The following is a 22,162-nucleotide window of genomic DNA, read 5'->3' as shown; positions in this document are numbered from 1 at the left end:
AATCGCACGACCGTTCGTTTTTCGGACTGTTTCCCCCTATCACACAGAGGAGATCTCATGACCGCTGAGTACCAGGTCCACGGCGACGTGGCCGTCATCACGCTGAACAACCCGCCGGTCAACGGTCTGGGTCTGTCCACCCGCCAGGCCATCGTCGACGGTCTGGAGAAGGCAGAAAACGACCCGGCCGTCAAGGCGATCGTGCTCACCGGTGCAGGCAAGGCCTTCTCCGGCGGGGCCGACATCCGTGAATTCGGGACGCCCAAGGCGATTCAGGAGCCGAATCTGCTGAGCGTCATCAGCCGGGTGGAGAACACCACCAAGCCCGTCATCGCGGCCGTGCACAGCGTGTGCATGGGCGGTGGGCTGGAGCTGGCGCTGGGCGCGCACTACCGCATCGCGGCACCCGGTTGCAATGTCGCACTGCCCGAAGTCAAGCTGGGTCTGATCCCCGGCGCCGGTGGCACGCAGCGCCTGCCGCGCGTGCTGGGTGTCGAAGCCGCGTTGAACATGATTGTCAGCGGCGAGCCGGTCAAGAGCGAGATGCTGGCGATGCTGCCCGGGCAGAAGCTGTTCGACAAGCTGGCCGCCTCGCCCGAGTCGCTGGCCGAAGAAGCCTTGGCGCTGGCGCGCGAGATGGCCGCCAAGCACGCGGACGGTTCGGCCTTTCCGCTGGTGCGCAACCTGCCGTGCAAGCACAAGGACGGGGACGCCTACTTCCAGTTCGCTCGCAACATGGTCAAGGGCATGAGCAAGAACTTCCCGGCCCCTGCCAAGTGCGTGGACGCCGTGGAAGCCGCGACCAAGAAGAAGTTCGCCGACGGCATGGCCTTCGAGCGCGAAATCTTCATCAACCTGATGTGGACGTCCGAGTGCCGCTCTCTGCGACACCTGTTCACCGCCGAGCGCGCCGCCAGCAAGATCCCCGATGTGCCGGAAGACACGCCGCAGCGCAAGATCGAAAAGGTCGCCGTGATCGGTGCCGGCACCATGGGTGGCGGCATCAGCATGAACTTCCTCAATGCCGGCATTCCGGTGACCATCCTGGAGATGAAGCAGGAGGCACTGGACCGCGGCGTGGGCGTCATGCGTGGCAACTACGAGGCCCAGGTCAAGAAAGGCAAGCTCAAGCAGGACAAGCTTGACCAGCGCATGGGCCTGTTGAGCACGACGCTGAAGTACGAAGACATTGCCGATGCCGATCTGGTGATCGAGGCGGTGTTCGAAGACATGGGCGTCAAGGAAACCGTGTTCAAGAAGCTGGACGAGGTGATGAAGCCCGGGGCTATCCTGGCGTCCAACACCTCGACGCTGGACGTCAACAAGATTGCGAACTTCACCAAGCGTCCGCAGGACGTGGTGGGCCTGCATTTCTTCAGCCCGGCCAACGTCATGAAGCTGCTGGAGGTGGTGCGTGGTGACGCGACGGCCAAGGACGTGATGGCCACGGTGATGACCATCTCCAAGAAGATCAAGAAGGTCGCCGTCGTCTCCGGCGTGTGCGATGGCTTCATTGGCAACCGCATGATCGAGCAGTACGGCCGCCAGGGCGGCTTCCTGCTCGACGAAGGCTGCACCCCGGAGCAGGTGGACAAGGCGATCGAGAAGTTCGGCTTTGCCATGGGTCCGTTCCGCATGGGCGACTTGGCGGGTAATGACATCGGCTGGGCCATCCGCAAGCGCCGCTATGTCGAGAAGCCAGACATGAAGTACAGCAAGACCGCCGACCTGCTGTGCGAGAAGGGCCGCTTCGGCCAGAAGGTGGGCAAGGGCTGGTACGACTACGTGCCCGGCAAGCGCGACGCCATCCCGAACGCCGAGGTGGTTCAGATGATCGAGGAGCACCGCAAGGCCCTGGGCATCACGCCGCGCAAGATCTCCGATGAAGAGATCGTGCAGCGCCTGGTGTTCAGCCTGGTCAACGAGGCCGCACACATCCTGGAAGAGGGCATCGCCAACAAGGCCAGCGACATCGACGTGGTCTACATCTTCGGCTACGGCTTCCCGGTGCACCGCGGCGGCCCGCTGAACTACGCCAACGAGGTCGGTCTGTTCAACGTGGTCCAGGCCATGAAGCGCTTCGCCAAGAACCCGCTGGACGACGCTCAGTTCTGGCAGCCGGCGCCTCTGCTGGCCCGCCTGGCCGCCGAAGGCAAGACCTTCTGATGACCGCACGCACCAAGATTTGAGGAATTCATCATGACCAACGCCGTCATCGTTTCCACCGCCCGCACGCCCCTGACCAAGAGCTGGAAGGGTGCCTTCAACATGACCCATGGCGCCACGCTTGGCGGCCATGCGGTGCAGCACGCCGTTCAGCGCGCCGGCATCGACGCCGCCGAAGTCGAGGACGTGATCATGGGCTGCGCCAACCCCGAAGGCGCGACCGGTGCCAACATCGCGCGCCAGATCGCGCTCAAGGCCGGCCTGCCCATCACCGTCTCGGGCATGACCGTCAACCGCTTCTGTTCCTCCGGGCTGCAGACCATCGCCCTGGCCGCCCAGCGCATCATCGCCGGTGAAGGCTCGGTGTATGTGGCCGGTGGTGTGGAAAGCATCTCCTGCGTGCAGCAGGAAATGAACCAGCACATGCTCAAGGACTTGGCGCTCGAGAAACAGAAGCCCGAGATCTACTGGAACATGCTGCAGACCGCCGAACAGGTGGCCAAGCGCTACAACATTGGCCGTGACGCCATGGACGAGTACGGCGCCGCCAGCCAGCAGAAGGCCGCCGCCGCGCTGGAAGCCGGCCTGTTCAAGGCCGAGATCGCGCCCATCACCGTGACCGCCGGCGTGGCAGACAAGGTCATGGGCCTGATGACCAAGCAGGTGACAGTCGAGAACGACGAAGGCATCCGCCCCGGCACCACGTTCGACGCCATCCACGGTCTGCGCTCGGCACTGCCCGGTGGCTTGGTGTCGGCCGGCAACGCCAGCCAGTTCAGCGACGGCGCTGGTGCCTGCGTGCTGATGGATGAAACCCTGGCCGAGAAGAAGGGTCTGCAGCCGCTGGGCCGTTTCCTGGGCTTTGCCGTCGCCGGTTGCGAACCCGATGAGATGGGTATTGGCCCGGTGTTCGCCATTCCCAAGGTGCTCTCGCGCCTGGGCCTGAAGATGAGCGACATCGACCTGTGGGAGCTCAATGAAGCCTTTGCGGTGCAGGTGATTTACTGCCGCGACAAGCTGGGCATCCCGGCCGACCGCCTGAACGTCAACGGTGGCGCCATCGCCGTGGGTCATCCCTACGGTGTGTCGGGCCAGCGCCTGACCGGCCATGCCCTGATCGAAGGCAAGCGCCGCGGCGCCAAGCGCGTGTGCGTGACGATGTGCATCGGCGGCGGCATGGGTGCTGCCGGGGTGTTCGAGGTCCTGTAATCACGTCGTCCGAGGGGCGGCCGCTGCCGCCCCTTTTTCTTTCCGGAGCCGATATGAGCGTGCGCCCCACCGTTGACTTCCTGCTCTACGACTGGCTGTCGGTGGACAGCCTGAACCAGCGTGAACGTTTTGCCGACCACAGCCGTGAGACGTTCGACGCGGTACTCGACACCTGCGAGCGCATCGCGCGCGAAAAGTACGCGCCCTTCAACCGGCTGGTGGACACGCAGGAGCCGCATTTCGACGGTGAGAAGGTGATCCTGCCGCAGGCCACGCACGATGCGCAGAAGGCCTATGCCGACAGCGGCATGCTCAGTGCCGCGCAGGACTACGAGATTGGCGGCATGCAGTTGCCGTACTCAGTGGAGGCGGCCGCCAACGCCTTCTTCGCCATGGCCTCGGTGTCCATTGGCAGCGGCATGCTCACCACCGGCAACGCCAACCTGCTGATGGCGCATGGCACCGACATGCAGAAGCGCGTGTTCGCGCTCAACGAGTTCAATGGCCGCTTCTCCGGTACCATGTGTCTCTCGGAGCCGCAGGCGGGCTCATCGCTGAGCGATGTGGCGACGCGCGCCGTACCCGATGGGGCCGATTCCGAGGCCGACCCGCTGGGTCCACGTTATCGCCTCAAGGGCAACAAGATGTGGATTTCGGCTGGCGAGCACGAGCTGACCGAAAACATCGTCCACCTGGTGCTGGCCAAGATTCCCGGACCGGATGGCAAGCCGGTACCGGGCGTCAAGGGCATCTCGCTGTTCATCGTGCCCAAGAAGCTGGTCGACACCGATGGTCAACTGACCGGCGAGCGCAACGATGTGGCGCTGGCAGGCCTCAACCACAAATGCGGCTGGCGCGGCACCACCAACACGCTGCTGAACTTCGGCGAAGGCAAGTACCCCGTTCGTGGGGACGCCGGAGCCATCGGCTACCTCGTGGGCCGTCCGGGCGAAGGCCTCAAATGCATGTTCCACATGATGAACGAGGCGCGCATCGGCGTGGGTATGGCCGCCACCATGCTGGGCATGGCCGGCTATCACGCCAGCCTGGACTATGCAAAGAACCGGCCGCAGGGTCGACCCATGGGGCCGGCTGGCAAGGACCCGGCCCAGCCGCAGGTGCGCATCATCGAGCACGCCGACGTCAAGCGCATGCTGCTGGCCCAGAAGAGCTACGCCGAAGGGGCGCTGGCGCTGGAGCTCTATTGTGCGCGCCTGGTGGACGAACAGCACACCGGCGCGCCGGAGGCGGCGGACGATGCTCGCCTGCTGCTGGAGGTGCTGACGCCGATTGCCAAAAGCTGGCCGAGCGAGTGGTGCCTGGAAGCCAATTCCCTGGCGATCCAGGTGCACGGTGGCTACGGCTACACGCGCGACTTTCCGGTGGAGCAGTACTGGCGTGACAACCGCCTGAACATGATCCACGAGGGCACGCACGGCATCCAGGGCATGGACCTGCTGGGCCGCAAGGTGCTGATGGAGAACGGCAAGGGCCTTCAGTTGCTGGCCGACCGTATCAATGCCACCATCCAGCGGGCGATTCAGGTGCCTGAACTGGCCGCCCATGCCAACGCGCTGGGCAAGGCCCTGCAGGATGTGGGTGCCGCGACCAAGGCGGCCTGGGCCACCGGCAACCCGACCGATGCGCTGGCCAATGCCGTGCCTTACCTTCAGGCATTCGGTCACACAGTGCTGGCCTGGATCTGGCTGGATGTGGCGCTGGCCGCGCAGGCACAACCCGACAGCCACGCCCGTACCGGCCGTTTGGCCGCCATGCGTTTCTTCTTCCACTACGAACTGCCCAAGATCGGCGCCTGGCTGCAGGTGGTGCGCGATCGCGACCTGACTTGCGCCAGCCTGCCCGAAGACGCTTTCTGAACACCATTCACAAGGAGACAACCATGACCCGCACCATCCAGCAATTGTTCGACCTCAAGGGCCGTACGGCGCTCGTCACCGGCGGCTCGCGCGGCCTGGGCCTGCAAATGGCCCACGCCCTGGGCGAAGCCGGCGCGCGCGTGCTCATCAGCTCGCGCAAGGCCGAGGACCTGGAGCAGGCCACCGCCGAACTGCAGGCCGCCGGCATCGACGCCCGCTGGATCGCGGCCGACTGCCAGCACGAAGACCAGATTCGCCAGCTGGCCAGCGAATCGATGGAGCGCCTGGGTGACATTGACATTCTGGTCAACAACGCCGGTGCGGCCTGGGGTGCGCCGGCCGAGGACCATCCGCTGGACGCCTGGGACAAGGTCATGAACCTGAATGTGCGCAGCTACTTCCTGCTCAGCCAGCTGGTGGCCAAGGCCAGCATGATTCCGCGCCGCAAGGGCAGCATCATCAACACCGCATCCATCGCCGGCCTGGGCGGCAACCCGCCCGGCATGAAGACGATTGCCTACAACACCTCCAAGGGCGCGGTGATCAACTTCACGCGGGCGCTGGCGGCCGAGTGGGGTGCGCACGGCATCCGTGTCAACGCCATCTGCCCGGGCTTCTTCCCCAGCAAGATGACGCAGGGTACCCTCAAGGCCATGGGTGAGGAGAAGCTGGCGGCCCACGCGCCGCTGGGCCGTCTGGGCGATGACGAAGACCTCAAGGGTCTGGCACTGCTCTATGCTTCCGATGCCGGCAAACACATCACCGGCCAGTGGCTGGCGGTCGACGGTGGGGTTTCCATCGTGACTGGCGGCTGAACGGGCCACGGATATATCGTTCGCGCATGAAATTCCAGGTCCACATCCCCTTTGTCGAGCACCTCGGCTTCGAGTTGCAGCAGTTCGAAGGCGGGCAGGCACAGATCACTTTCAACCCGCGCCCCGAGCACGAGAACTCGTTCAACGTCGTCCATGGCGGTGCCAGCATGACGCTGCTGGACGTGGTCATGGCCCACGCGGCCCGTTCGGTGGAGCCTTCCATGGGCTGCGTGACGATCGAGATGAAGACCAGTTTCATGCGGGCCGCCAAGGGCCCGCTGGTGGCGCATGGCAGCTTGCTGCATCGCACCGCCACCATGGCCTTCACCGAAGGCCGCATCGTGGATGCCGAGGGCAAGCTGTGCGCGCACGCCACCGGCACCTTCAAGTACGTGCCGCGTCTGCCGGTGGGCAAGTCCACCCAGGCGCTGAACACCCTCAAGACCGACTGAACAGATATTTCACGGAGACACGCTATGCCCGCCAACCGCCAGATCCTGCTCGACAACCGCCCCCAGGGCGAAGCCACCGCGAACAACTTCAAGCTCGTCACGACCGACACGCCGGCCTTGGCCGACGGACAGGTGCTGGTGAAGCACCACTACCTCAGCCTTGACCCCTACATGCGCGGCCGCATGAACGACAGCAAGAGCTACGCGGCCTCGCAGCCGCTGGGCGAGGTCATGATTGGCGGTACCGTGGGTGAGGTCGTCGAGTCGAAGCACCCCAAATATCAGGCCGGTGACCAGGTGGTCGGCATGGGCGGCTGGCAGGAATACAGCGTGGTGGATGCCAATCAACCGGGCGCACTGCGCAAGGTCGACACCACCCATGTGCCACTGTCCTACTACCTCGGTGCCGTAGGCATGCCTGGTGTCACGGCCTGGTATGGCCTGGTCCGCATCATCGAGCCCAAGGAAGGCGAGACCGTGGTCATCAGTGCCGCCACCGGTGCGGTGGGCAGTGCGTTCGCGGCACTGGCAAAGGCGCGAGGCTGTCGCGTGGTGGGCATCGCCGGCGGTCCGGACAAGTGCAAGTACGCGGTGGAAGAGCTGGGTTACGACGCCTGTATCGACTATCGCCAGCATAAAGATATGTACTCGCTGGCCAAGGCGCTCAAGGAAGTGGCCCCCAAGGGTATCGACGGCTACTTCGAGAACGTCGGCGGCATGATCCTCGACGCGGTGCTGCTGCGCATTAACGCCTTCGGTCGCATTGCCGTCTGCGGCATGATTGCCGGCTACGACGGCCAGCCGCTGCCGCTGGCCAACCCGGCGCTGATCCTGATCAACCGGCTCAAGGTGCAAGGTTTCATCGTCAGCGAACACATGGAAGACTGGCCGCAGGCGCTGACCGAACTGGGCACCCTGGTGGCCCAGGGCAAGTTGCGTCCGCGCGAGACCATTTCGCAGGGCATCGAATCCGCCCCTGAGGCGTTCCTGGGCCTGCTCAAGGGCAAGAACTTCGGCAAGCAGCTTGTCAAGCTGATCTGATGCGGTGATTCGCCGTTCTCTGCCGCAGGGAGTTCGACATGGCTGACCTGATCCTTCACCACTATCCGATGTCGCCCTTTGCCGAGAAGGCTCGGCTCATGCTGGGCTTCAAGGGGCTGTCCTGGCGAAGTGTCTTCATTCCCAGTGTGATGCCCAAGCCGGATGTGGTGGCCTTGACCGGTGGCTACCGGCGCACCCCGCTTCTGCAGATCGGGGCGGACATTTACTGCGACACCGCTCTGATCGCCGAGGTGCTGGAACACCATCGTCCCGAGCCGGCGCTGTTCCCCGCCCATCTCAAAGGCCTGGCGCGCGTGGTCTCGCAGTGGGCCGATACCAGCCTGTTCTGGGCGTCGATGGCGTACAGCTTGAGTCCCAAAGGGGCTGCCGCCTTGTTTGCCAGTCAGCCACCGGAAGCGGCACAGGCGTTCGCCGCAGACCGCGGTGCCATGAGCAGCGGCATGAACCGCTTGCGTCCCGGGGACGCGGCCGGTGCCTATCGCAGCTACCTGCGCCGCCTGGCCCACATGCTGCATGATCAGCCCTACCTGCTGGGTGAGCAACCCTGTGTCGCCGACTTTGCCGCCTATCACCCTTTGTGGTTCACACGCCGCATGGTGCCTGCCATGTCGGGCATCCTGGAGGCAACCCCCGAGGTGCTGGCCTGGCTGGACCGCATGCACACCCTGGGTCATGGGTCGGCTCAGCGGCTGAGTTCCACAGAGGCGATCGCCGTGGCGGCTGCAGCCACGCCGGAGCCTGTGGCGGGCGAGCATTTCCAGGACGACCACGGCATTGCGCTGGGCAGCCGTGTCACGGTGGCCGCGGAGAGCTTTGGCACCGAGCCCAGCGAAGGCATCCTGGTGGCTGCCACGCGGACGCGCTACACGATTGCACGGGAAGATGAGCGGGCCGGGAGGGTGCATGTGCACTTCCCTCGCATCGGCTATGTCCTCAAGGAAGTGCGCGTTTGACCGGTACCACCCGCTTCCCTGAGCAGGCGGCGTTGTCCTGGCGCTGCTTGCCGTTTGATGCGCTTTCGGCGTCATCGCTGTACCGCCTGCTGCGGCTGCGCTCCGAGGTGTTCGTGGTGGAACAGGCCTGCCTGTTTCTGGACATGGACGACGTCGACCCGCACTGTCTGCACGTGCTGGGAGAGCAGGTCTCTCCGGGCGCTCAACCGTCGCTGCGGGCCGCCACGCGGTTGGTGCCGCCCGGTATCGCTTTCCAGGAAGCCAGCATCGGTCGTGTCGTCACGGCACCATCTGCCCGTGGTGGCGGGCTGGGCCACGTGCTGATGAGCGAGTCCGTGCGGCTCCTGTTGTCCCTGTGGGGGCCACAGCCCATCCGCATCGGTGCACAGGCTCACCTTGAACACTTCTACCGGCAGCACGGCTTCGAACCGGCCGGCCGGTCCTATGTCGAAGACGGCATCCCGCACATCGAGATGTTGCGTCACTGATTTGCATCACCAGGAGACTCCATCATGATCACGGAATTCAAAGGCAAGACCGCCGTTCTGACCGGCGCTGGCTCGGGCTTTGGCCTCGAATGTGCGCGCATCGGTGCACGGCTGGGCATGAATCTGGTGCTGGTGGACGTTCAGCAGGATGCGCTGGACAGGGCGCAGGCCGAGATGGAGGCCGCTGACGTGGCGGTGCTGGCTCGCAAGGTGGATGTGTCCGATGCCGGGCAGATGGAATCCCTGGCCGCGGCGGTCGAGCAGCGTTTCGGTGCCCCCCACTTCGTCTTCAACAACGCGGGCGTGGGATCCGGTGGACTGATCTGGGAAAACTCGGTGCGCGACTGGGAATGGGTGCTGGGTGTCAATGTCTGGGGTGTGATCCACGGGGTGCGGCTGTTCACGCCCATGATGCTGGCGGCCGCCAAGGCCGATCCGGCCTATCGGGGCCACATCGTCAACACCGCCAGCATGGCGGGCTTGCTCACACCGCCCAACATGGGTGTGTACAACGTGAGCAAGCACGCCGTGGTCAGTCTCACCGAGACGCTTTACCAGGACCTGCGTCTGGTCACTGACCAGGTCAGCGCCAGTGTCCTCTGCCCGTACTTTGTGTCCACGGGCATCAGCCAGAGCCACCGCAACCGGCCGGCGGAACTGGCCGATGAGAAGCCGACGCAGAGCCAGTTGATTGGTCAGGCCATGACCGACAAGGCGGTCACGTCCGGTAAGGTCACGGCCGCGGAAGTGGCGCAGAAGGTCTTTGATGCCATGACCACTGACCGCTTCTACATCTTCAGCCATCCCAAGGCCTTGGGCAACGCGCGTTCTCGATTCGATGCCATCTGTGCGGCAGAGAATCCGCCCGATCCATTTGTCGAGCGCCCTGAGATCGGCATAGCCTTGAGAGCTCAGCTGCGAGCCTGAACTTGCGGTCAGCGGCGGGGTTCACCCGCGTGGGCGCTCTTCCAGGCGGCGGGCAGCCAGTCGTACAGCGGCGAGGGCTCGCGTTGCAGACGCTGCCCCTGCAAGGGATTGCCAAAGACAGGCAGGGTTTGGGAGAGGTCGACATAGGCCAGCTGGCGCATCCATTCGATGTTGATGCCTCCGCCAGGTGCCGGCCTTGATGTGATGAGGGCCAGCATTCGGCCGGCCTCTTCGCTCCCGGCGACCTCCGCCTCGCGGTACAGCCTCAGGGCCTCGCCGTAGTTGGCGGGAGCCCCTTCGCCCCGGTGCGCGCGCCTGGCCTCCAGCAGGAGTCGTTTGGCCTTCTCGGCCGTGGCCGCTGGCGGCGACTGATCCCGTGCCAGTATCTCTCGCACGGTTTCAGCGTTGCCCGCGGCCACGGCGGAGCGCGGTGCCGCACGCTGGAACTGGCGAAGCGCCTCAGGCCACTGCCTCATGGCGGCCAGTTCCAGTCCCGTTTCTATCAGGGCGTGGGGGTCGCCGGCGTTGGCGGCTTTGAGCAGCTGGTCACGGAAGGGCAAGGTCACCGTCGGAGCGGCGCCAGGTCCTGCGCCTGTAGCCATCTCGATTGGCGCCATCCGGTAGTCCGCCAGCCAGGCCAGGTACAGGGCACGTGGTGAGTCCGCCTTCTTCAGCTGCTCGATCCAGGGTCTGGCGGCTGCGGGATTGGGCGGTGACGCGCAACCATCAATCTCGCAAAGGGCCAGGCCAGCCGCAGCCAGGGGATGCCCCAGTTCATGGGCCCGCTGAAACCACTGGCGAGCTTGCGGGGCATTCTGCTGAACGCCGGCACCATGAAAGTAGATCAGGCCCAGCCACCACGCGGCCTCGGCGGCAGATCTGCGCCGCTGTGGGTTGGCTTTGCTCCCTTTGGGGGCCGCCTCACCACGTGCCACCTGCGCTTTGAGCCGCTCCACCTCCGCCGTGACCCATGGGTCAGCCAGGGGCGAGACGCGCAATGGCTCGGCCTTCTCCCTTGAGACCTGAATGGGGCTGGCCATCGGTACATCAAGCTTCAGCCCCGGGTCGCTGGACGGCGGGATCGTCATGCCGTCCATGACCGGTGCAGGGATCCGCAGCGGCTCCTGAGAGGTCAGCTCCGTGGCCTGCAGTTGCAGGGAGCCGACCGACAGGATCAGGAGGGCCGTCCGGCAACGCGGCAGCATCTTCATGACCGCCCCATGCATCAGCGCGCCGGGGCACGTCGGGGCATCACACGCCACCGGATGCTCTGCTCGGCAAAGCCCTGGGTGCCAGCCGCCTGACGGAAGGCTTCACGGACGGATGACATCCCGGTCATGCCGACGACGGGGCGCAATCCCGGGCCTTGCAGGCTGTCGGGCAGCTTGGTCATCAGATCGCTGTCCGTCGCAAAGCAGGCCACCGATTCCTCGCCCGGCATCCCTGCATCCAGAACGAAGCCGGGGTTGGGCACCATCCAGTCAGGGATGCGAACCGCCTGCTGCGCGGACACCTGTGAGCTGCTGTTGATCGGGTTGGGCAGGAGCCTCATCAGGCCACCTTGTGACTGCTCCATGAAGCAATACAGGTGGGCGCTTCTGGATACCGTCGCGGAGAGGAAGATCTGTGTGCCCTGCTCGAACACGGATTTGTCCGCGACCAGGTTCTCGACCTGGACATCCAGGCGCAAGGGATCCGGGTCGGCACCCAGCGGGGCGCCCAGCGGAGCGGCGGTGACCTGCCCATCGTGGACGGTGGGCACTGGAGGCTGTGTCGAATCAGGCAGCCATCCCACGCGGATGAATTGCCCGTCTTCTCCCAGCGTGACGTAGTGGCGCAGTGCGCGTTCGTAGGTGGCGAAGTTGAGCTCACCGGTCACGACCATCCCCTGATCCGCCTGATATTTGGCCAATGCAGAGCGAACCGTGGGGTGGGTAATGGGCAGATCCCTGGTCTGCGCGTTCAGGTAGCCACTGCTGGTCAGGGATTTCTTGACCAGGGCCTGATGGACGTTGGTGCTGCCCTCGTCGTACCAGTCGCGCAACTGGCGCTGGAATCCCGGGTGCGTCTGGTCCAGCGTCAGGCATTGCCAGTAGGGAACCCGAGCCCATTTGCCGGCCAGCTCGATCATGGCAAGCTCGATCAGGGTGCGCATGGCCGCGCCGGAACCTTGGGTGTAGTCACGCCCCACGTTGAACTGCCACCCGTAGTCGGAAATCCGGCCCGCCAGGTCCAGACCCTGGCCGCCGGTGCCCACAATGACTTCATTGGCTGAGTCCAATCCCGGAATGAGTGTCCGTGTCCGGAAATCGCCCAGGTGCAGTTCCATCCCGATGATGGTGGCATTTCGGTTCTGGCTGTAGCCGGTCTCCAGTCGGGACGCGGAGGTGCCGACGTCAAATCGGTTGTTGATGACGTTCTGGTCCACAAACGACACGGCCCCAGACACATAGAGCGCTGGTCGTTGAAGCTGGATCTGGTTGCTGTTGAGCAGCAAGGTCGTCAGGTTCTGCACGGTGTCCTGGCGTGCAATGTCGACTTCGAAGTCGACGTAACGGAAGGCATTGCTCAGGCGCGACATCTGCGAGATGGCTGTGACGATCATGTCTTTGGTCGCCACCGGCACACGGCCTGAGAAGTCGGGTATCTGCTTGCTGGTGATCAGCGTGGTTGGAATCTGGGCATCCCGAAAGAGTCGGTCCATGCACATCAGTGAGTCCGAGAAGCTCGACAGCGACCGCATGGGCCGCTGCGTCGGCCGGTCCGCCATGTGTGCATAGGACTGGAAAGGGGCATCCTTGCGGGCATCCATCGGCGTGGAGCAACCGGCAATCAGAAAGACAACACCCAACAGCGACGCTGTCAGGCGGGTCCACTTTCCCGGTGCGACGCTCAGTTCTTGATGACGATGTTTCATGATGCCCTCGGTTCTTGTTGTGCGCTCAGCGGCAGACGTTGACCAGGTCGCCGCGCAGGACCACCACCTGGTCTTTCTGTCCAGGGCCGTACCGGCCACCCAGCGAATCCGACGTCGTGGTCGTGGTTCCTACTTCCTGTACGCAGGTCTTGCGAAGTCCCTGGCTGGTGGTCGTCGTGACCACATCGTTGTCAGTGATGATGCTGCCGTCGTCGGCGGATGCGGAATAGGCTTTCGCGGTGAACCGGCTGACACGTGCCCGCATCCACGCCGGCATGTCGATGACGTGGTTAAGGTGTTCGGACTTTGATGCATCGGGCAGAGGCGTGGATACATAGGAGACAGGCTTGGACAGGACGATGATGTCTTCGCCCGGTGCGGCTGGTATCCCCAGTGCAGGCGCCATGAGAAGCGCCAAGAAAAATACGCGGAACGTCAATGCACTTGAATGTGTGTTCATGCCTCGACTCCTGGTGTGAAGAAAAAGGGACAGCATCCTGTGCGCAGACATGGATGCTGTCCCAGGGTCAGTCGCGCTGAATCACTTGCAGGCAATGCAGCCGTTGTTGGTGGCCAGGTTCTGGACCGCCTTGGAGTTGGCACCAGCCTTGTTGAACACCACCGAACCTGCCAACGAAGTTGTCTGCATGGACATTGCAGCAATGTTGACCTTGCCGACGTTGGAGGACAGGTTCTGGCTGGCATAGGCGTTGTTGCCGTCAGCCTTGTTGGTCACCGCCGAGCCAAATGCCGTGGTGGTCTGGTTCGACGGTGCTGTCACGAGCACGTTGCCCGAGTTGCTGGAAACGTTCTGTTGTGCGTTGCCACCGTTGTAACCCTCGTTGCCGAAAGTCGAGAAGGTGGCGGAAACGGTTTGTACCGAAGCGCCCTTGATGTCAATTTGGGGGCAGGTGTCGCAGGGAGCGTTCGGTTGCGGCTGGGGATTCTGGCCCCAGTTGAACGCGAAGGCAGAAGAGGCAGCGGTCGCGAGAGCGATGATGGCAAGCTTTTTCATGATGGTTTCCTCAAGAAGTTGGTCCACGTTTCCCGGCGGCCTGGAGGATTCCAGGTCTGCCAGCCTGTCGACGTCGACCGATCGCGTTTCACTGGGGTTTTGCGATCTGCCGTCGTCTGGGATCGCAGTGTGAAGATGTGTTCCGTGACGGCCAATGACGCTCCGTGGGTACTACAGGGATACGATTCAAATTGGAGTAAAAAAGGTTACACGGTGAATCTGCCCCATCCATGGTCGGATCTGACTGCTATCTTTTTTGAATCCATTACCCAAAAAGAACTATGTAGTAACAAAATGTATCGAATGTAAAAAATAGAAAGTTGCACAAGAAAATGCCTGTATCTGTATCAAATTCGCATCTCCCGTTGGCGGTGTTTTGACTTCAATTAACGTTTAAGTGTTCACTTGCCAGGCCGTGGAGAGGTTTTGTGACGCAAGTCCACAAAACTTCAGTGGGGGGTTGTAAAGGCGGGCAACTGCCGGGAGGACACATGAACACGTTGACCCACGATGACCTTGTCGTTACCGGCACCAGTCGGAATGCTCCTGCGCAGATTCCGGTGTCCGGCGGGCAGAGCTGGCAGGGTCCTGCCTCGGTGTGGCCCGATTTCCTGGTGGGACAACCGGACCAGCCCGTCCGGGTCCTGCTCGTCGACGACGATCCGCACATTCGCCATGTGATTGCCCAGGAGCTGCTGGCCGACAAGCGCATTCACCTGGTGGCGCAGGCCGGGGGGTTCAAGGAAGGCCGGCGTCGTGTGGCGCAGCAGGATTTCGATGTGCTGCTCGTTGACCTGAACCTGGGCGATGGCAGCGGCTTCGAGTTGATCGAGCAGGTCAAGAGTCTTCGCCCCATGGCAGAGGTGGTGGTGATTTCGGCCATCGAGGACGAAAGGCACGCCCTGCACGCGTTTGAGCTGGGTGCGACTGGCTACCTGATCAAGAACTCCTGGTTCGGCAGCTTCTCTCAGGCGGTTCTGCAGGTGGTCAACGGAGGCGCATCTATCACGCCCAATCTCGCCAGGCGCCTGTTGCACAGACTGGAAGGGCGCCCCTCGGATGAGCCCGCGCGCACTTCCAAGGAGCGCCTCTCGGACCGAGAGCGAGAGGTCTTGCGCATGGTGGCTGCGGGTTACACCAGTGGCGAGATCGGGGTGCGCCTGGACATCAGCATGCAGACCGTCAACGCGCATGTGCGCAACATTTATCGGAAGCTGCGTGTGCGAACGCGGGCACAGGCGGTCAGCTGCGCGACCGAGCGTGGACTGATCTGATCAGGCCGGCTCCGGGCCACCGAGAAGCCCATGTTTGATCGTTTCACTGTCGGTCATCGGGTGCTCCAGCTGCTGGTGCTGGCCCTGCTGTTGCTGGTCTTGGCCGATCTCGCGTTCCGGCATCTGCCATTGCAGAGCAGTCCCTTGCAAGTGCGCTGGATGGCCATCAGCCCGGGCTTGCTGGTGGCGGTGGTGTTGACCTTTGCCGCACTGGCGGCCACGTTTCTGCTTCCAGGCTCCCGGGACCAGCAGACGATCGGACTCACGGCGGCAGACGGCATGTTCGCCGCGGTGGTGATGCTGGGATTCGTGTGGGTCCTCACCGAGCTGTGGATTGAGCTGGAGCCAGCCAGCCGGGTTGCCCGCCACATGGCTTACCAGATCTACCAGGCGATCCTGGCTGGTATCACGTTCCTGTTGCTGACGGCTGCTGGCAGGAAGTCCTGGCCGGATTGGGGGCTGTGGCTGCTGCAGTGGTGTGGGGGAGCCGTCCTGCTGGCGACCCACTTTCTTCCGGCTACCCCCCAGACCTGGGTTTGGTTGGTGTGGCAGGCGGGCAATGTGTTGCTGTCCTCGACCCTCTTTCTGCTGGCGGCGCTGGCCTTGGCGAAGGCTTCCAGCGTCCGGGCGTGGCTGCCCTTGCTCGCCGGTCTTGTGGGCTTGGGCATCGTGATGGAGGACCTGGTGGCCACGCCGGCAGAGGCGTTGGCGCCCACCTTGATTCATCAGGTGTTTGCCGGGCTGTTGACGCTGGTGTGGATGATTGCCTCGGGTCGCATGGAGCTCAGTGGTCGTCTGGCTCGCTTGCGGCGTCCCCTCTCGGATGCCTCTGTGATTGCTCAGCAGTTTGCCCACTCCGGCCTCTACGGGTATGGGCACACCCCCAGTGAGCACGACTCCGGTCAGGCCGTCAATCTGGAGCGGCAACGGATTGCTCAGGAGTTGCATGATGGCGTGGGATCGCAGATGGTGGCGATCCTTGCGGGACTGGACAAGGACGATCCCAGGGAGTCGGACCTGGCATCGTCCCTCGAGCAGTGCCTGTTGGAAGTGAAGATCCTGGTTGATGCGATCGACGACGCGGATGAGCACGTGATCGACGCGCTGGGTCGGCTTCGCTACCGTGTTCAGCCTTCGCTGGACCGGCTGGGCATCGTCCTGCAGTGGAACGTTCCCCTGGACGGGCCGCTGAACACGGTTCGCCGTGAGCGAAGCCGGCAGGTGCTCCGTGTGGCCCAGGAAGCCCTGGCCAACGCCATGCGCCATTCCGGCGCCACGACCATTCGGCTGAGTTGCGGCCTTGATGCCACCGACAGGGCGCTGGTCCTCGAAGTCCGCGACGACGGGCATGGCATGAGCACCCTGACCACACAGTCGTCCTCGGGAAAGGGTATCACGGGCATGCGCCGCCGGGCCGCAGCGATTGGTGGGGTGCTGGAATTCGAGTCTGCGCCGGGCGGCGGAACCCGGGTCCGGCTGACCGTCCCTCTCGGTGTCGCCAGCACCATGTGACGGGCCCCTTGGCTGGCAGGAGGTCAAGGTCGGCGGGTATGGCAAACTCGCCGGCTTTCGTCAGTCAGGGGTCTCAGGGGCCCCCGTTTAGCCATGCAGAAGATCATTTCCCAGATCGCCCAGGAAATCCGGGTTCAGGAGCGCCAGGTGCTGGCCGCTGTCGAGTTGCTGGATGGAGGCGCAACGGTGCCTTTCATTGCCCGCTACCGCAAGGAGGTGACGGGAGGACTGGACGACACCCAACTGCGCGAGCTGGAGTACCGGCTGGGTTACCTGCGCGAGCTGGAGGACCGCCGGGGTGCGATTCTCAAGGCGATTGACGAGCAGGGCAAACTGACCGACGCCCTGCGTCTGGCCATCGCCAATGCGCCGACCAAGCAGGAGCTGGAGGACATCTACCTGCCCTTCAAGCAGAAGCGCCGCACCAAGGGGCAGATCGCCCGGGAATTTGGCATCGAGCCGCTGGCCGACAAGCTGTTTGCCGATCCGACGCTGGACCCGCTGGCCGAAGCGGCCGCTTTCACCCGGCCGCCCGAGGTGCTGGACGACGGCAAGCCCGGCGCGGACTTCTCGACGCCTCAGGCGGTGCTGGACGGTGTGCGCGACATCCTGAGCGAGCGATGGGCCGAGGATCCGGCGCTGGTCCAAAGCCTGCGTGAGTGGCTGTGGGCCGAGGGCCTGCTCAAGAGCACGCGCGTGGCGACCAAGGACGAGAACAACCCCGACGTCGCCAAGTTCCGCGACTATTTTGAATACGACGAGCCCATTGGCCGCGTGCCCTCGCACCGGGCGCTGGCCGTGTTCCGCGGCCGGGCGCTGGAGATTCTGGACGTGAAGCTGGTGCAGCCGGTGGAGCCCGAGCCGGGCAAACCGTCGCTGGCCGAAGGCCGGATCGCGGTGCACCTGGGCTGGAGCCACCAGGGCCGCAAGGCGGACGATCTGATCCGCAAGTGCGTGGCCTGGACCTGGCGCGTGAAGCTGAGCCTGTCCACCGAGCGCGACCTGTTCGCCCGCCTGCGAGAGCGCGCCGAGGCGGTGGCGATCAAGGTGTTTGCCGACAACCTGCGCGACCTGCTGCTGGCCGCGCCCGCCGGCCAGAAGGCGGTGATGGGCCTGGACCCGGGCATCCGTACCGGGGTGAAGGTGGCCGTGGTGGACGCGACCGGCAAGCTGGTGGCGACGAACACCGTCTACCCGCATGAGCCGCGCCGCGACTGGGACGGTGCGCTGCACACGCTGGCGCTGCTGTGTCGCCAGCACGGCGTGCAGCTGATCGCGATTGGGAACGGTACCGCCAGCCGCGAGACCGACAAGCTGGCCGGTGACCTGATCAAGATGCTGGCCAAGGCCGGGATGGAAGGCGTGCAGAAGGTGGTGGTGAGCGAGGCGGGTGCCTCGGTCTATTCCGCCAGCGAGTTCGCGGCGCAGGAGATGCCGGACGTGGACGTGAGCCTGCGCGGCGCGGCGTCGATTGCCCGCCGCCTGCAGGACCCGCTGGCCGAGCTGGTGAAGATCGACCCCAAGAGCATTGGGGTGGGGCAGTACCAGCACGATGTGAACCAGACCGAGCTGGCCCGCACCCTGGACGCGGTCGTGGAAGACTGCGTCAACGGTGTGGGGGTGGACCTGAACACGGCCAGCGTGCCGCTGCTCACGCGCGTGTCGGGCCTGTCGGGTTCGGTGGCCAAGGCGGTGGTGCGCTGGCGCGAGGCAAACGGTGCGTTCAGGAACCGCCAGCAATTGCTGGAAGTGAGCGGTCTGGGTGCCAAGACCTTCGAACTGGCGGCCGGCTTCCTGCGCATCCGTGACGGAGACAACCCGCTGGACATGACCGGCGTGCACCCGGAAACCTACCCGGTGGTGGAGCAGATTATCGAAAAGACCGGCCAGCCGGTTCAGTCCCTGATGGGCCGTGCCGACATGCTCAAGACCCTGCGGCCCGAGCTGTTTGCCAACGAGAAGTTCGGCGTCATCACGGTCAAGGACATCCTGGGCGAGCTGGAGAAACCGGGCCGCGACCCGCGTCCGGACTTCCAGGTGGCGCGTTTCAATGAGGGCGTGGATGACATCGCTGACTTGCGCGAAGGCATGGTTCTGGAGGGAACGGTATCCAACGTCGCGCAATTTGGTGCTTTTGTGGACCTGGGCGTGCACCAGGACGGGCTGATCCACGTCAGTCAGCTGAGTCACAAGTTCGTGAACGACGCGCGCGAGGTGGTGAAGACCGGCGACATCGTCAAGGTCAAGGTGATGGAGGTGGACGTGTCGCGCAAGCGCATCAGCCTGACCATGAAGCTGGACGCCGCTCCGGCCCGCCGGGACGGGCCGCGCGACAACCGATACGAGCCGGCCCGCGGCGCGCCCAGGCATAGCCAAGGAGGCAACCGGCAGACGGAGCCCAGTTCAGCGATGGCCTCGGCCTTCGCCAAGCTGCAGTCGCTCAGGAAAGGCTGACGACGCAAACAGGGATATCCCTGTCTCAAGTCAGTGTCTGCGTTGCCGATGCTCAGTATGATGACTGACACATGTTCTGACATCCGGACCTGAGGCCCATGCAACTCGAAGCCCTTCTCAATTACCCGCGCGCTTTGCCCGCCATGCCGCGAGCGGTCTCGGACCTGCTGTCCGAGATGAACAAGGAGGATCCGAGTCCCAAGCGGGTGTCGGAGCTCATTGCACGCGACCCGGCACTGACGACCCGGGTCCTGCGTCTGTCCAATTCGGCCTTTTTCCGTGTCAGCCGCAAGATTGGCAACGTGGACGAGGCCGTGGCCATGCTCGGCATGACGCATGTGCGCTCACTGGTCATGGCGGCGGCCCTGGGCTCCAGCTTCAAGGGTGTGCCTGGCATCGATCTCAAGCAGTTCTGGCGTTACAGCCTGCGCACGGCAGAGATTGCCAAATCCCTGGCGGGTACGCTGTACCAGAATCAGGGCAATGCCTTCACCGCCGGGCTGATCCATGCCATTGGCATCCTGATCATGCACATTGCCATGCCGGACGAAATGGCGCCCATCGACATGGGGACGCCCGCCCTGGACCTCAACCGTGCCCGCGCCGAGCTCATGGTGTTCGACTACTGCTATGCCGATGTGGGTGCCGGCATGGCCGAGCGCTGGCAGTTCCCCGCAGAGACGGTGAGTGCCCTGCGGCATCAGATCAAGCCCTTTGAAGGCGAGACCTATGATGCCCTGGGCGGTGTGATCCATCTGGCGTCCTGGCGAGCCCGGGCCGAGGAAATCCAGCTCGATGAACAGGGACTGGCCGCCACCTTCCCCGACATGGTGGGCCTGACGTTGGGTCTGGACCTCGACAGTGTGCTGGGCAAGGACCCGGAAGACTGGGAGTTCAGTCAGGCCCTGGGTGCCTTTCTGGATTGAGCACAAAGCATTCAAGATCCTGCCGGGAATGACGATGTACAGCACAGGGGTAAGTTGACAGACCCATTCATCATCGCCGCGAGGTTTCCATGACGCCCATTCACAAACTCCTGAAGCAGCCGAACGCCCTCCCGTCGGCGCCCAAGGTGGTGCGCAAGCTCATCGAGACCTTCGACCAGGAAGAGGTCGACATGCTGAAGGTGGCGGAGTACATCGAGGCGGACCCCGTGCTGACCGCCAAACTCCTGAAGCTGGCCAATTCGGCCTTCTTCGGACTCACGCGTTCGGTCTCGGATGCCCGGGGTGCCATCAATGTGCTCGGACTGATCAAGGTCAGGGCACTGGTGATCGCGGCCGCGCTGGATGACAGTTTCCATGCGGTGGGCGGTATCAACCTCAACCAGTTCTGGCGCTACAGCCTCAACACCGCCAACCTGTCCCGTTACCTGGCTTTGCCCATCCGGCTGGACGAGAGTGCCTCGTTCACCGCCGGTCTGGTGCATGCGATCGGCGAGCTGGTCATGCATGTGGCCATGCCCGAACCCATGCTGGAGCTCAACCGCAGCATTCCCTTGCTCGATCTCAAGCGGGCCCGTGCCCAACGGGGGGTGTTCGGCTACTCGTACGCCGAGGTGGGGGCTGCCTTGGCCAGGGAGTGGAAGTTCCCCAGAAACATGGTGGATGCGATCGAGCATCAGATCGCCCCATTCGACAACGATGTCTATGAGCCGATTGCCGGCGTGATCCACATCGCCTCCTGGCGTGCCCGCGCCGAAGAGCTTTCGCTGGGCAGTCAGGCGCTGATCAGCTCGTATCCCGATCCGGTGGGTCTGGTGCTGGGCATCGATCCCGATACCGTGATCGGTGAAGACATTCCCGCACTCACGCGGATCGGCGAGGAAGACGGCGCCTGAGGTGCGTCCGGCTGCGTCACAATCGCAGCCCATGCAAGCGCTTCGCCTTTTTGCGGGCCCCAAGGCCCGCCAGCACATCAGGGATCATGGTCTGGTGCCAGGTCACGTTGGTACCGTGCCCGGCGCGGCCGGAGGACCCAAGGGGCTGATCCTCGGCCCGCTGGACCGCTTCCTGTTTGGGGACTGGCTGATGCGTTCGGATCAGCCCATCGACCTGATCGGTGCATCGATCGGTGCCTGGCGCGTGGCCACCGCGTGCCTGCATGACCCCGTGGAAGCACTGAGCCGGCTGGAGCGCGAGTACATCGGTCAGCGCTATGAGTTGCCCCCCGGACAGAAACGGCTGACCGCCGATCAGATCAGTGCCGGGTTTGCGGCCAACCTGCAGCGCTTCTATGGTGGGCGCGTGGACGAAGTGCTCGGTCACTCCCGCTATCGCCTGCATGTGGTCACCTCGCGGGGGCGCCGTCTGCTGTCCAGGGACGGCCGGTGGCGGACCCCGGCAGGCTATCTGGGTGCCTATGTGGCCAATGCCTTCAGCCGGGCGGCATTGGGCGGATGGCTGGAGCGCGTGGTGTTTTCCACGCAAAGCGCCGCCGGTGCCGTTGCGGAGTTGCCGTTTGATACGGCCGATCTTCACACCCGTCAGGTGGGGCTGCATGCCGGCAATTTCATGCAGGCCTTGCAGGCCAGTTGTTCGATCCCCTTCGTGCTGCGCCCGGTGGCCGACATCCCTGATGCGCCCCGGGGCGTTTACTGGGATGGTGGCATCACCGACTACCACCTGCACCTGCGTTATCGGCACCGCGTGGACGCACCGATCGTGCTCTATCCGCACTTCCAGAAGGCGGTGGTGCCTGGCTGGCTTGACAAGGCCTGGCGCAACCGCCACCGGTCGTCATCGGCGCTGGACTGGATGCTGGTGCTCGCACCCGACACCGACTGGGTCCGCAGTCTGCCCAACGGCAAGCTGCCTGATCGCACCGATTTCAACCGCTACGGGATGGATGTCGGCGCGCGATCGCGCGTGTGGCATGTGGCTGTGTCAGAGGCGGTGCGCCTGGCCGACGAATGGGCGCAATGGCTGGAGCGACCGGACCCGGACCGCATCGAGCCCTTGTGATGCCTTGCGGTTGACCGCGGCCGCAAAAAAAGCCGCACCCCATGACGGGGTGCGGCTGAAGACAAAAAGACCAGCACG

The 22,162-nt window shown here is 64.1% G+C and carries 19 protein-coding genes; 15 read left to right on the top strand and 4 right to left on the bottom strand.

What is annotated here, in order from left to right:
* The first annotated feature begins 57 nt into the window (after positions 1-57).
* The 9 genes from ACFQNJ_RS16890 to ACFQNJ_RS16850 are packed head-to-tail and all read left to right on the top strand — an operon-like array spanning position 58 to position 9,949.
* Positions 58-2,166 (top strand): 3-hydroxyacyl-CoA dehydrogenase NAD-binding domain-containing protein, encoded by a 2,109-nt coding sequence (locus ACFQNJ_RS16890; RefSeq protein ID WP_382259646.1) that lies wholly within the window; start codon positions 58-60, stop codon positions 2,164-2,166.
* 33 nt (positions 2,167-2,199) lie between these two features.
* Entirely contained in the window at positions 2,200-3,375 is a 1,176-nt protein-coding gene (locus ACFQNJ_RS16885) for an acetyl-CoA C-acyltransferase (RefSeq protein WP_382259644.1), read from the top strand.
* Between the two features lie 53 nt (positions 3,376-3,428).
* Entirely contained in the window at positions 3,429-5,252 is a 1,824-nt protein-coding gene (locus tag ACFQNJ_RS16880) for an acyl-CoA dehydrogenase (RefSeq protein ID WP_382259642.1), read from the top strand.
* Positions 5,253-5,275: 23 nt separating this feature from the next.
* Positions 5,276-6,067 (top strand): SDR family oxidoreductase, encoded by a 792-nt coding sequence (locus ACFQNJ_RS16875; protein ID WP_382259640.1) that lies wholly within the window; start codon positions 5,276-5,278, stop codon positions 6,065-6,067.
* A 26-nt stretch (positions 6,068-6,093) separates the two neighbouring features.
* Positions 6,094-6,519 (top strand): PaaI family thioesterase, encoded by a 426-nt coding sequence (locus ACFQNJ_RS16870; protein ID WP_374641478.1) that lies wholly within the window; start codon positions 6,094-6,096, stop codon positions 6,517-6,519.
* A 24-nt stretch (positions 6,520-6,543) separates the two neighbouring features.
* Positions 6,544-7,560 (top strand): NADP-dependent oxidoreductase, encoded by a 1,017-nt coding sequence (locus ACFQNJ_RS16865; protein ID WP_382259638.1) that lies wholly within the window; start codon positions 6,544-6,546, stop codon positions 7,558-7,560.
* 38 nt (positions 7,561-7,598) lie between these two features.
* A complete protein-coding gene (locus ACFQNJ_RS16860) occupies positions 7,599-8,534 on the top strand; it encodes a glutathione S-transferase family protein (protein WP_382259636.1) in 936 nt (311 codons plus the stop codon).
* Positions 8,531-9,022: a GNAT family N-acetyltransferase gene (locus ACFQNJ_RS16855; protein WP_382259634.1), complete on the top strand. Its 492-nt coding sequence runs from the start codon at positions 8,531-8,533 to the stop codon at positions 9,020-9,022. Before ACFQNJ_RS16860 ends, ACFQNJ_RS16855 begins: the two co-directional genes overlap by 4 nt.
* Before the next feature lie 24 nt (positions 9,023-9,046).
* Positions 9,047-9,949 carry an SDR family oxidoreductase gene (locus tag ACFQNJ_RS16850; RefSeq protein WP_382259632.1) on the top strand — a complete coding sequence of 301 codons (903 nt, stop codon included), beginning with the start codon at positions 9,047-9,049 and terminating at the stop codon, positions 9,947-9,949.
* An 8-nt stretch (positions 9,950-9,957) separates the two neighbouring features.
* Here the strand turns inward: ACFQNJ_RS16850 and ACFQNJ_RS16845 are convergent, their stop codons facing one another.
* The 4 genes from ACFQNJ_RS16845 to ACFQNJ_RS16830 form a co-directional block, all read right to left on the bottom strand.
* Positions 9,958-11,160 carry a tetratricopeptide repeat protein gene (locus ACFQNJ_RS16845; RefSeq protein WP_382259630.1) on the bottom strand — a complete coding sequence of 401 codons (1,203 nt, stop codon included), beginning with the start codon at positions 11,158-11,160 and terminating at the stop codon, positions 9,958-9,960.
* Positions 11,161-11,174: 14 nt separating this feature from the next.
* Complete coding sequence (locus tag ACFQNJ_RS16840) at positions 11,175-12,866, bottom strand: DUF4384 domain-containing protein (protein WP_382259628.1); 1,692 nt, start codon at positions 12,864-12,866, stop codon at positions 11,175-11,177.
* A gap of 25 nt (positions 12,867-12,891) precedes the next feature.
* Entirely contained in the window at positions 12,892-13,326 is a 435-nt protein-coding gene (locus tag ACFQNJ_RS16835) for a hypothetical protein (protein ID WP_382259626.1), read from the bottom strand.
* Positions 13,327-13,407: 81 nt separating this feature from the next.
* Positions 13,408-13,881, bottom strand: coding sequence for a hypothetical protein (locus ACFQNJ_RS16830; RefSeq protein WP_382259624.1), 474 nt, complete (start codon positions 13,879-13,881; stop codon positions 13,408-13,410).
* 491 nt (positions 13,882-14,372) lie between these two features.
* Here ACFQNJ_RS16830 and ACFQNJ_RS16825 point away from each other — a divergent pair, with 491 nt between their 5' ends.
* The 6 genes from ACFQNJ_RS16825 to ACFQNJ_RS16800 all read left to right on the top strand — a co-directional run bounded on the left by ACFQNJ_RS16825 (position 14,373) and on the right by ACFQNJ_RS16800 (position 22,084).
* Positions 14,373-15,155, top strand: coding sequence for a LuxR C-terminal-related transcriptional regulator (locus ACFQNJ_RS16825; RefSeq protein WP_382259622.1), 783 nt, complete (start codon positions 14,373-14,375; stop codon positions 15,153-15,155).
* Positions 15,156-15,185: 30 nt separating this feature from the next.
* Entirely contained in the window at positions 15,186-16,667 is a 1,482-nt protein-coding gene (locus tag ACFQNJ_RS16820; protein ID WP_382259620.1) for a sensor histidine kinase, read from the top strand.
* A gap of 93 nt (positions 16,668-16,760) precedes the next feature.
* Positions 16,761-19,121, top strand: coding sequence for a Tex family protein (locus ACFQNJ_RS16815; RefSeq protein ID WP_382259618.1), 2,361 nt, complete (start codon positions 16,761-16,763; stop codon positions 19,119-19,121).
* 98 nt (positions 19,122-19,219) lie between these two features.
* The gene (locus tag ACFQNJ_RS16810; protein WP_382259616.1) at positions 19,220-20,047 is read left to right on the top strand and encodes an HDOD domain-containing protein; all 828 of its coding nucleotides are present in this window, start codon (positions 19,220-19,222) and stop codon (positions 20,045-20,047) included.
* Between the two features lie 89 nt (positions 20,048-20,136).
* A complete protein-coding gene (locus ACFQNJ_RS16805; RefSeq protein ID WP_382259614.1) occupies positions 20,137-20,961 on the top strand; it encodes an HDOD domain-containing protein in 825 nt (274 codons plus the stop codon).
* 31 nt (positions 20,962-20,992) lie between these two features.
* The gene (locus ACFQNJ_RS16800) at positions 20,993-22,084 is read left to right on the top strand and encodes a patatin-like phospholipase family protein (protein ID WP_382259612.1); all 1,092 of its coding nucleotides are present in this window, start codon (positions 20,993-20,995) and stop codon (positions 22,082-22,084) included.
* Positions 22,085-22,162: the final 78 nt, after the last annotated feature.

The sequence above is a fragment of the Hydrogenophaga bisanensis genome (assembly GCF_042665135.1).
GTDB lineage: Bacteria > Pseudomonadota > Gammaproteobacteria > Burkholderiales > Burkholderiaceae_C > Hydrogenophaga > Hydrogenophaga bisanensis.
The sequence above is the reverse complement of the archived record's forward strand: the minus strand, read 5'-3'. Positions and strand labels throughout refer to the sequence as shown.

Coding starts and splice junctions, on each gene's coding strand:
- ACFQNJ_RS16800 (WP_382259612.1), top strand. CDS start 20,993: ATGCAAGCGCTTCGCCTTTTTGCGGGCCCCAAGGCCCGCCAGCACATC.
- ACFQNJ_RS16860 (WP_382259636.1), top strand. CDS start 7,599: ATGGCTGACCTGATCCTTCACCACTATCCGATGTCGCCCTTTGCCGAG.
- ACFQNJ_RS16845 (WP_382259630.1), bottom strand. CDS start 11,160: ATGAAGATGCTGCCGCGTTGCCGGACGGCCCTCCTGATCCTGTCGGTC.
- ACFQNJ_RS16885 (WP_382259644.1), top strand. CDS start 2,200: ATGACCAACGCCGTCATCGTTTCCACCGCCCGCACGCCCCTGACCAAG.
- ACFQNJ_RS16890 (WP_382259646.1), top strand. CDS start 58: ATGACCGCTGAGTACCAGGTCCACGGCGACGTGGCCGTCATCACGCTG.
- ACFQNJ_RS16820 (WP_382259620.1), top strand. CDS start 15,186: ATGTTTGATCGTTTCACTGTCGGTCATCGGGTGCTCCAGCTGCTGGTG.
- ACFQNJ_RS16835 (WP_382259626.1), bottom strand. CDS start 13,326: ATGAACACACATTCAAGTGCATTGACGTTCCGCGTATTTTTCTTGGCG.
- ACFQNJ_RS16805 (WP_382259614.1), top strand. CDS start 20,137: ATGACGCCCATTCACAAACTCCTGAAGCAGCCGAACGCCCTCCCGTCG.
- ACFQNJ_RS16865 (WP_382259638.1), top strand. CDS start 6,544: ATGCCCGCCAACCGCCAGATCCTGCTCGACAACCGCCCCCAGGGCGAA.
- ACFQNJ_RS16870 (WP_374641478.1), top strand. CDS start 6,094: ATGAAATTCCAGGTCCACATCCCCTTTGTCGAGCACCTCGGCTTCGAG.
- ACFQNJ_RS16810 (WP_382259616.1), top strand. CDS start 19,220: ATGCAACTCGAAGCCCTTCTCAATTACCCGCGCGCTTTGCCCGCCATG.
- ACFQNJ_RS16840 (WP_382259628.1), bottom strand. CDS start 12,866: ATGAAACATCGTCATCAAGAACTGAGCGTCGCACCGGGAAAGTGGACC.
- ACFQNJ_RS16875 (WP_382259640.1), top strand. CDS start 5,276: ATGACCCGCACCATCCAGCAATTGTTCGACCTCAAGGGCCGTACGGCG.
- ACFQNJ_RS16825 (WP_382259622.1), top strand. CDS start 14,373: ATGAACACGTTGACCCACGATGACCTTGTCGTTACCGGCACCAGTCGG.
- ACFQNJ_RS16815 (WP_382259618.1), top strand. CDS start 16,761: ATGCAGAAGATCATTTCCCAGATCGCCCAGGAAATCCGGGTTCAGGAG.
- ACFQNJ_RS16880 (WP_382259642.1), top strand. CDS start 3,429: ATGAGCGTGCGCCCCACCGTTGACTTCCTGCTCTACGACTGGCTGTCG.
- ACFQNJ_RS16850 (WP_382259632.1), top strand. CDS start 9,047: ATGATCACGGAATTCAAAGGCAAGACCGCCGTTCTGACCGGCGCTGGC.
- ACFQNJ_RS16830 (WP_382259624.1), bottom strand. CDS start 13,881: ATGAAAAAGCTTGCCATCATCGCTCTCGCGACCGCTGCCTCTTCTGCC.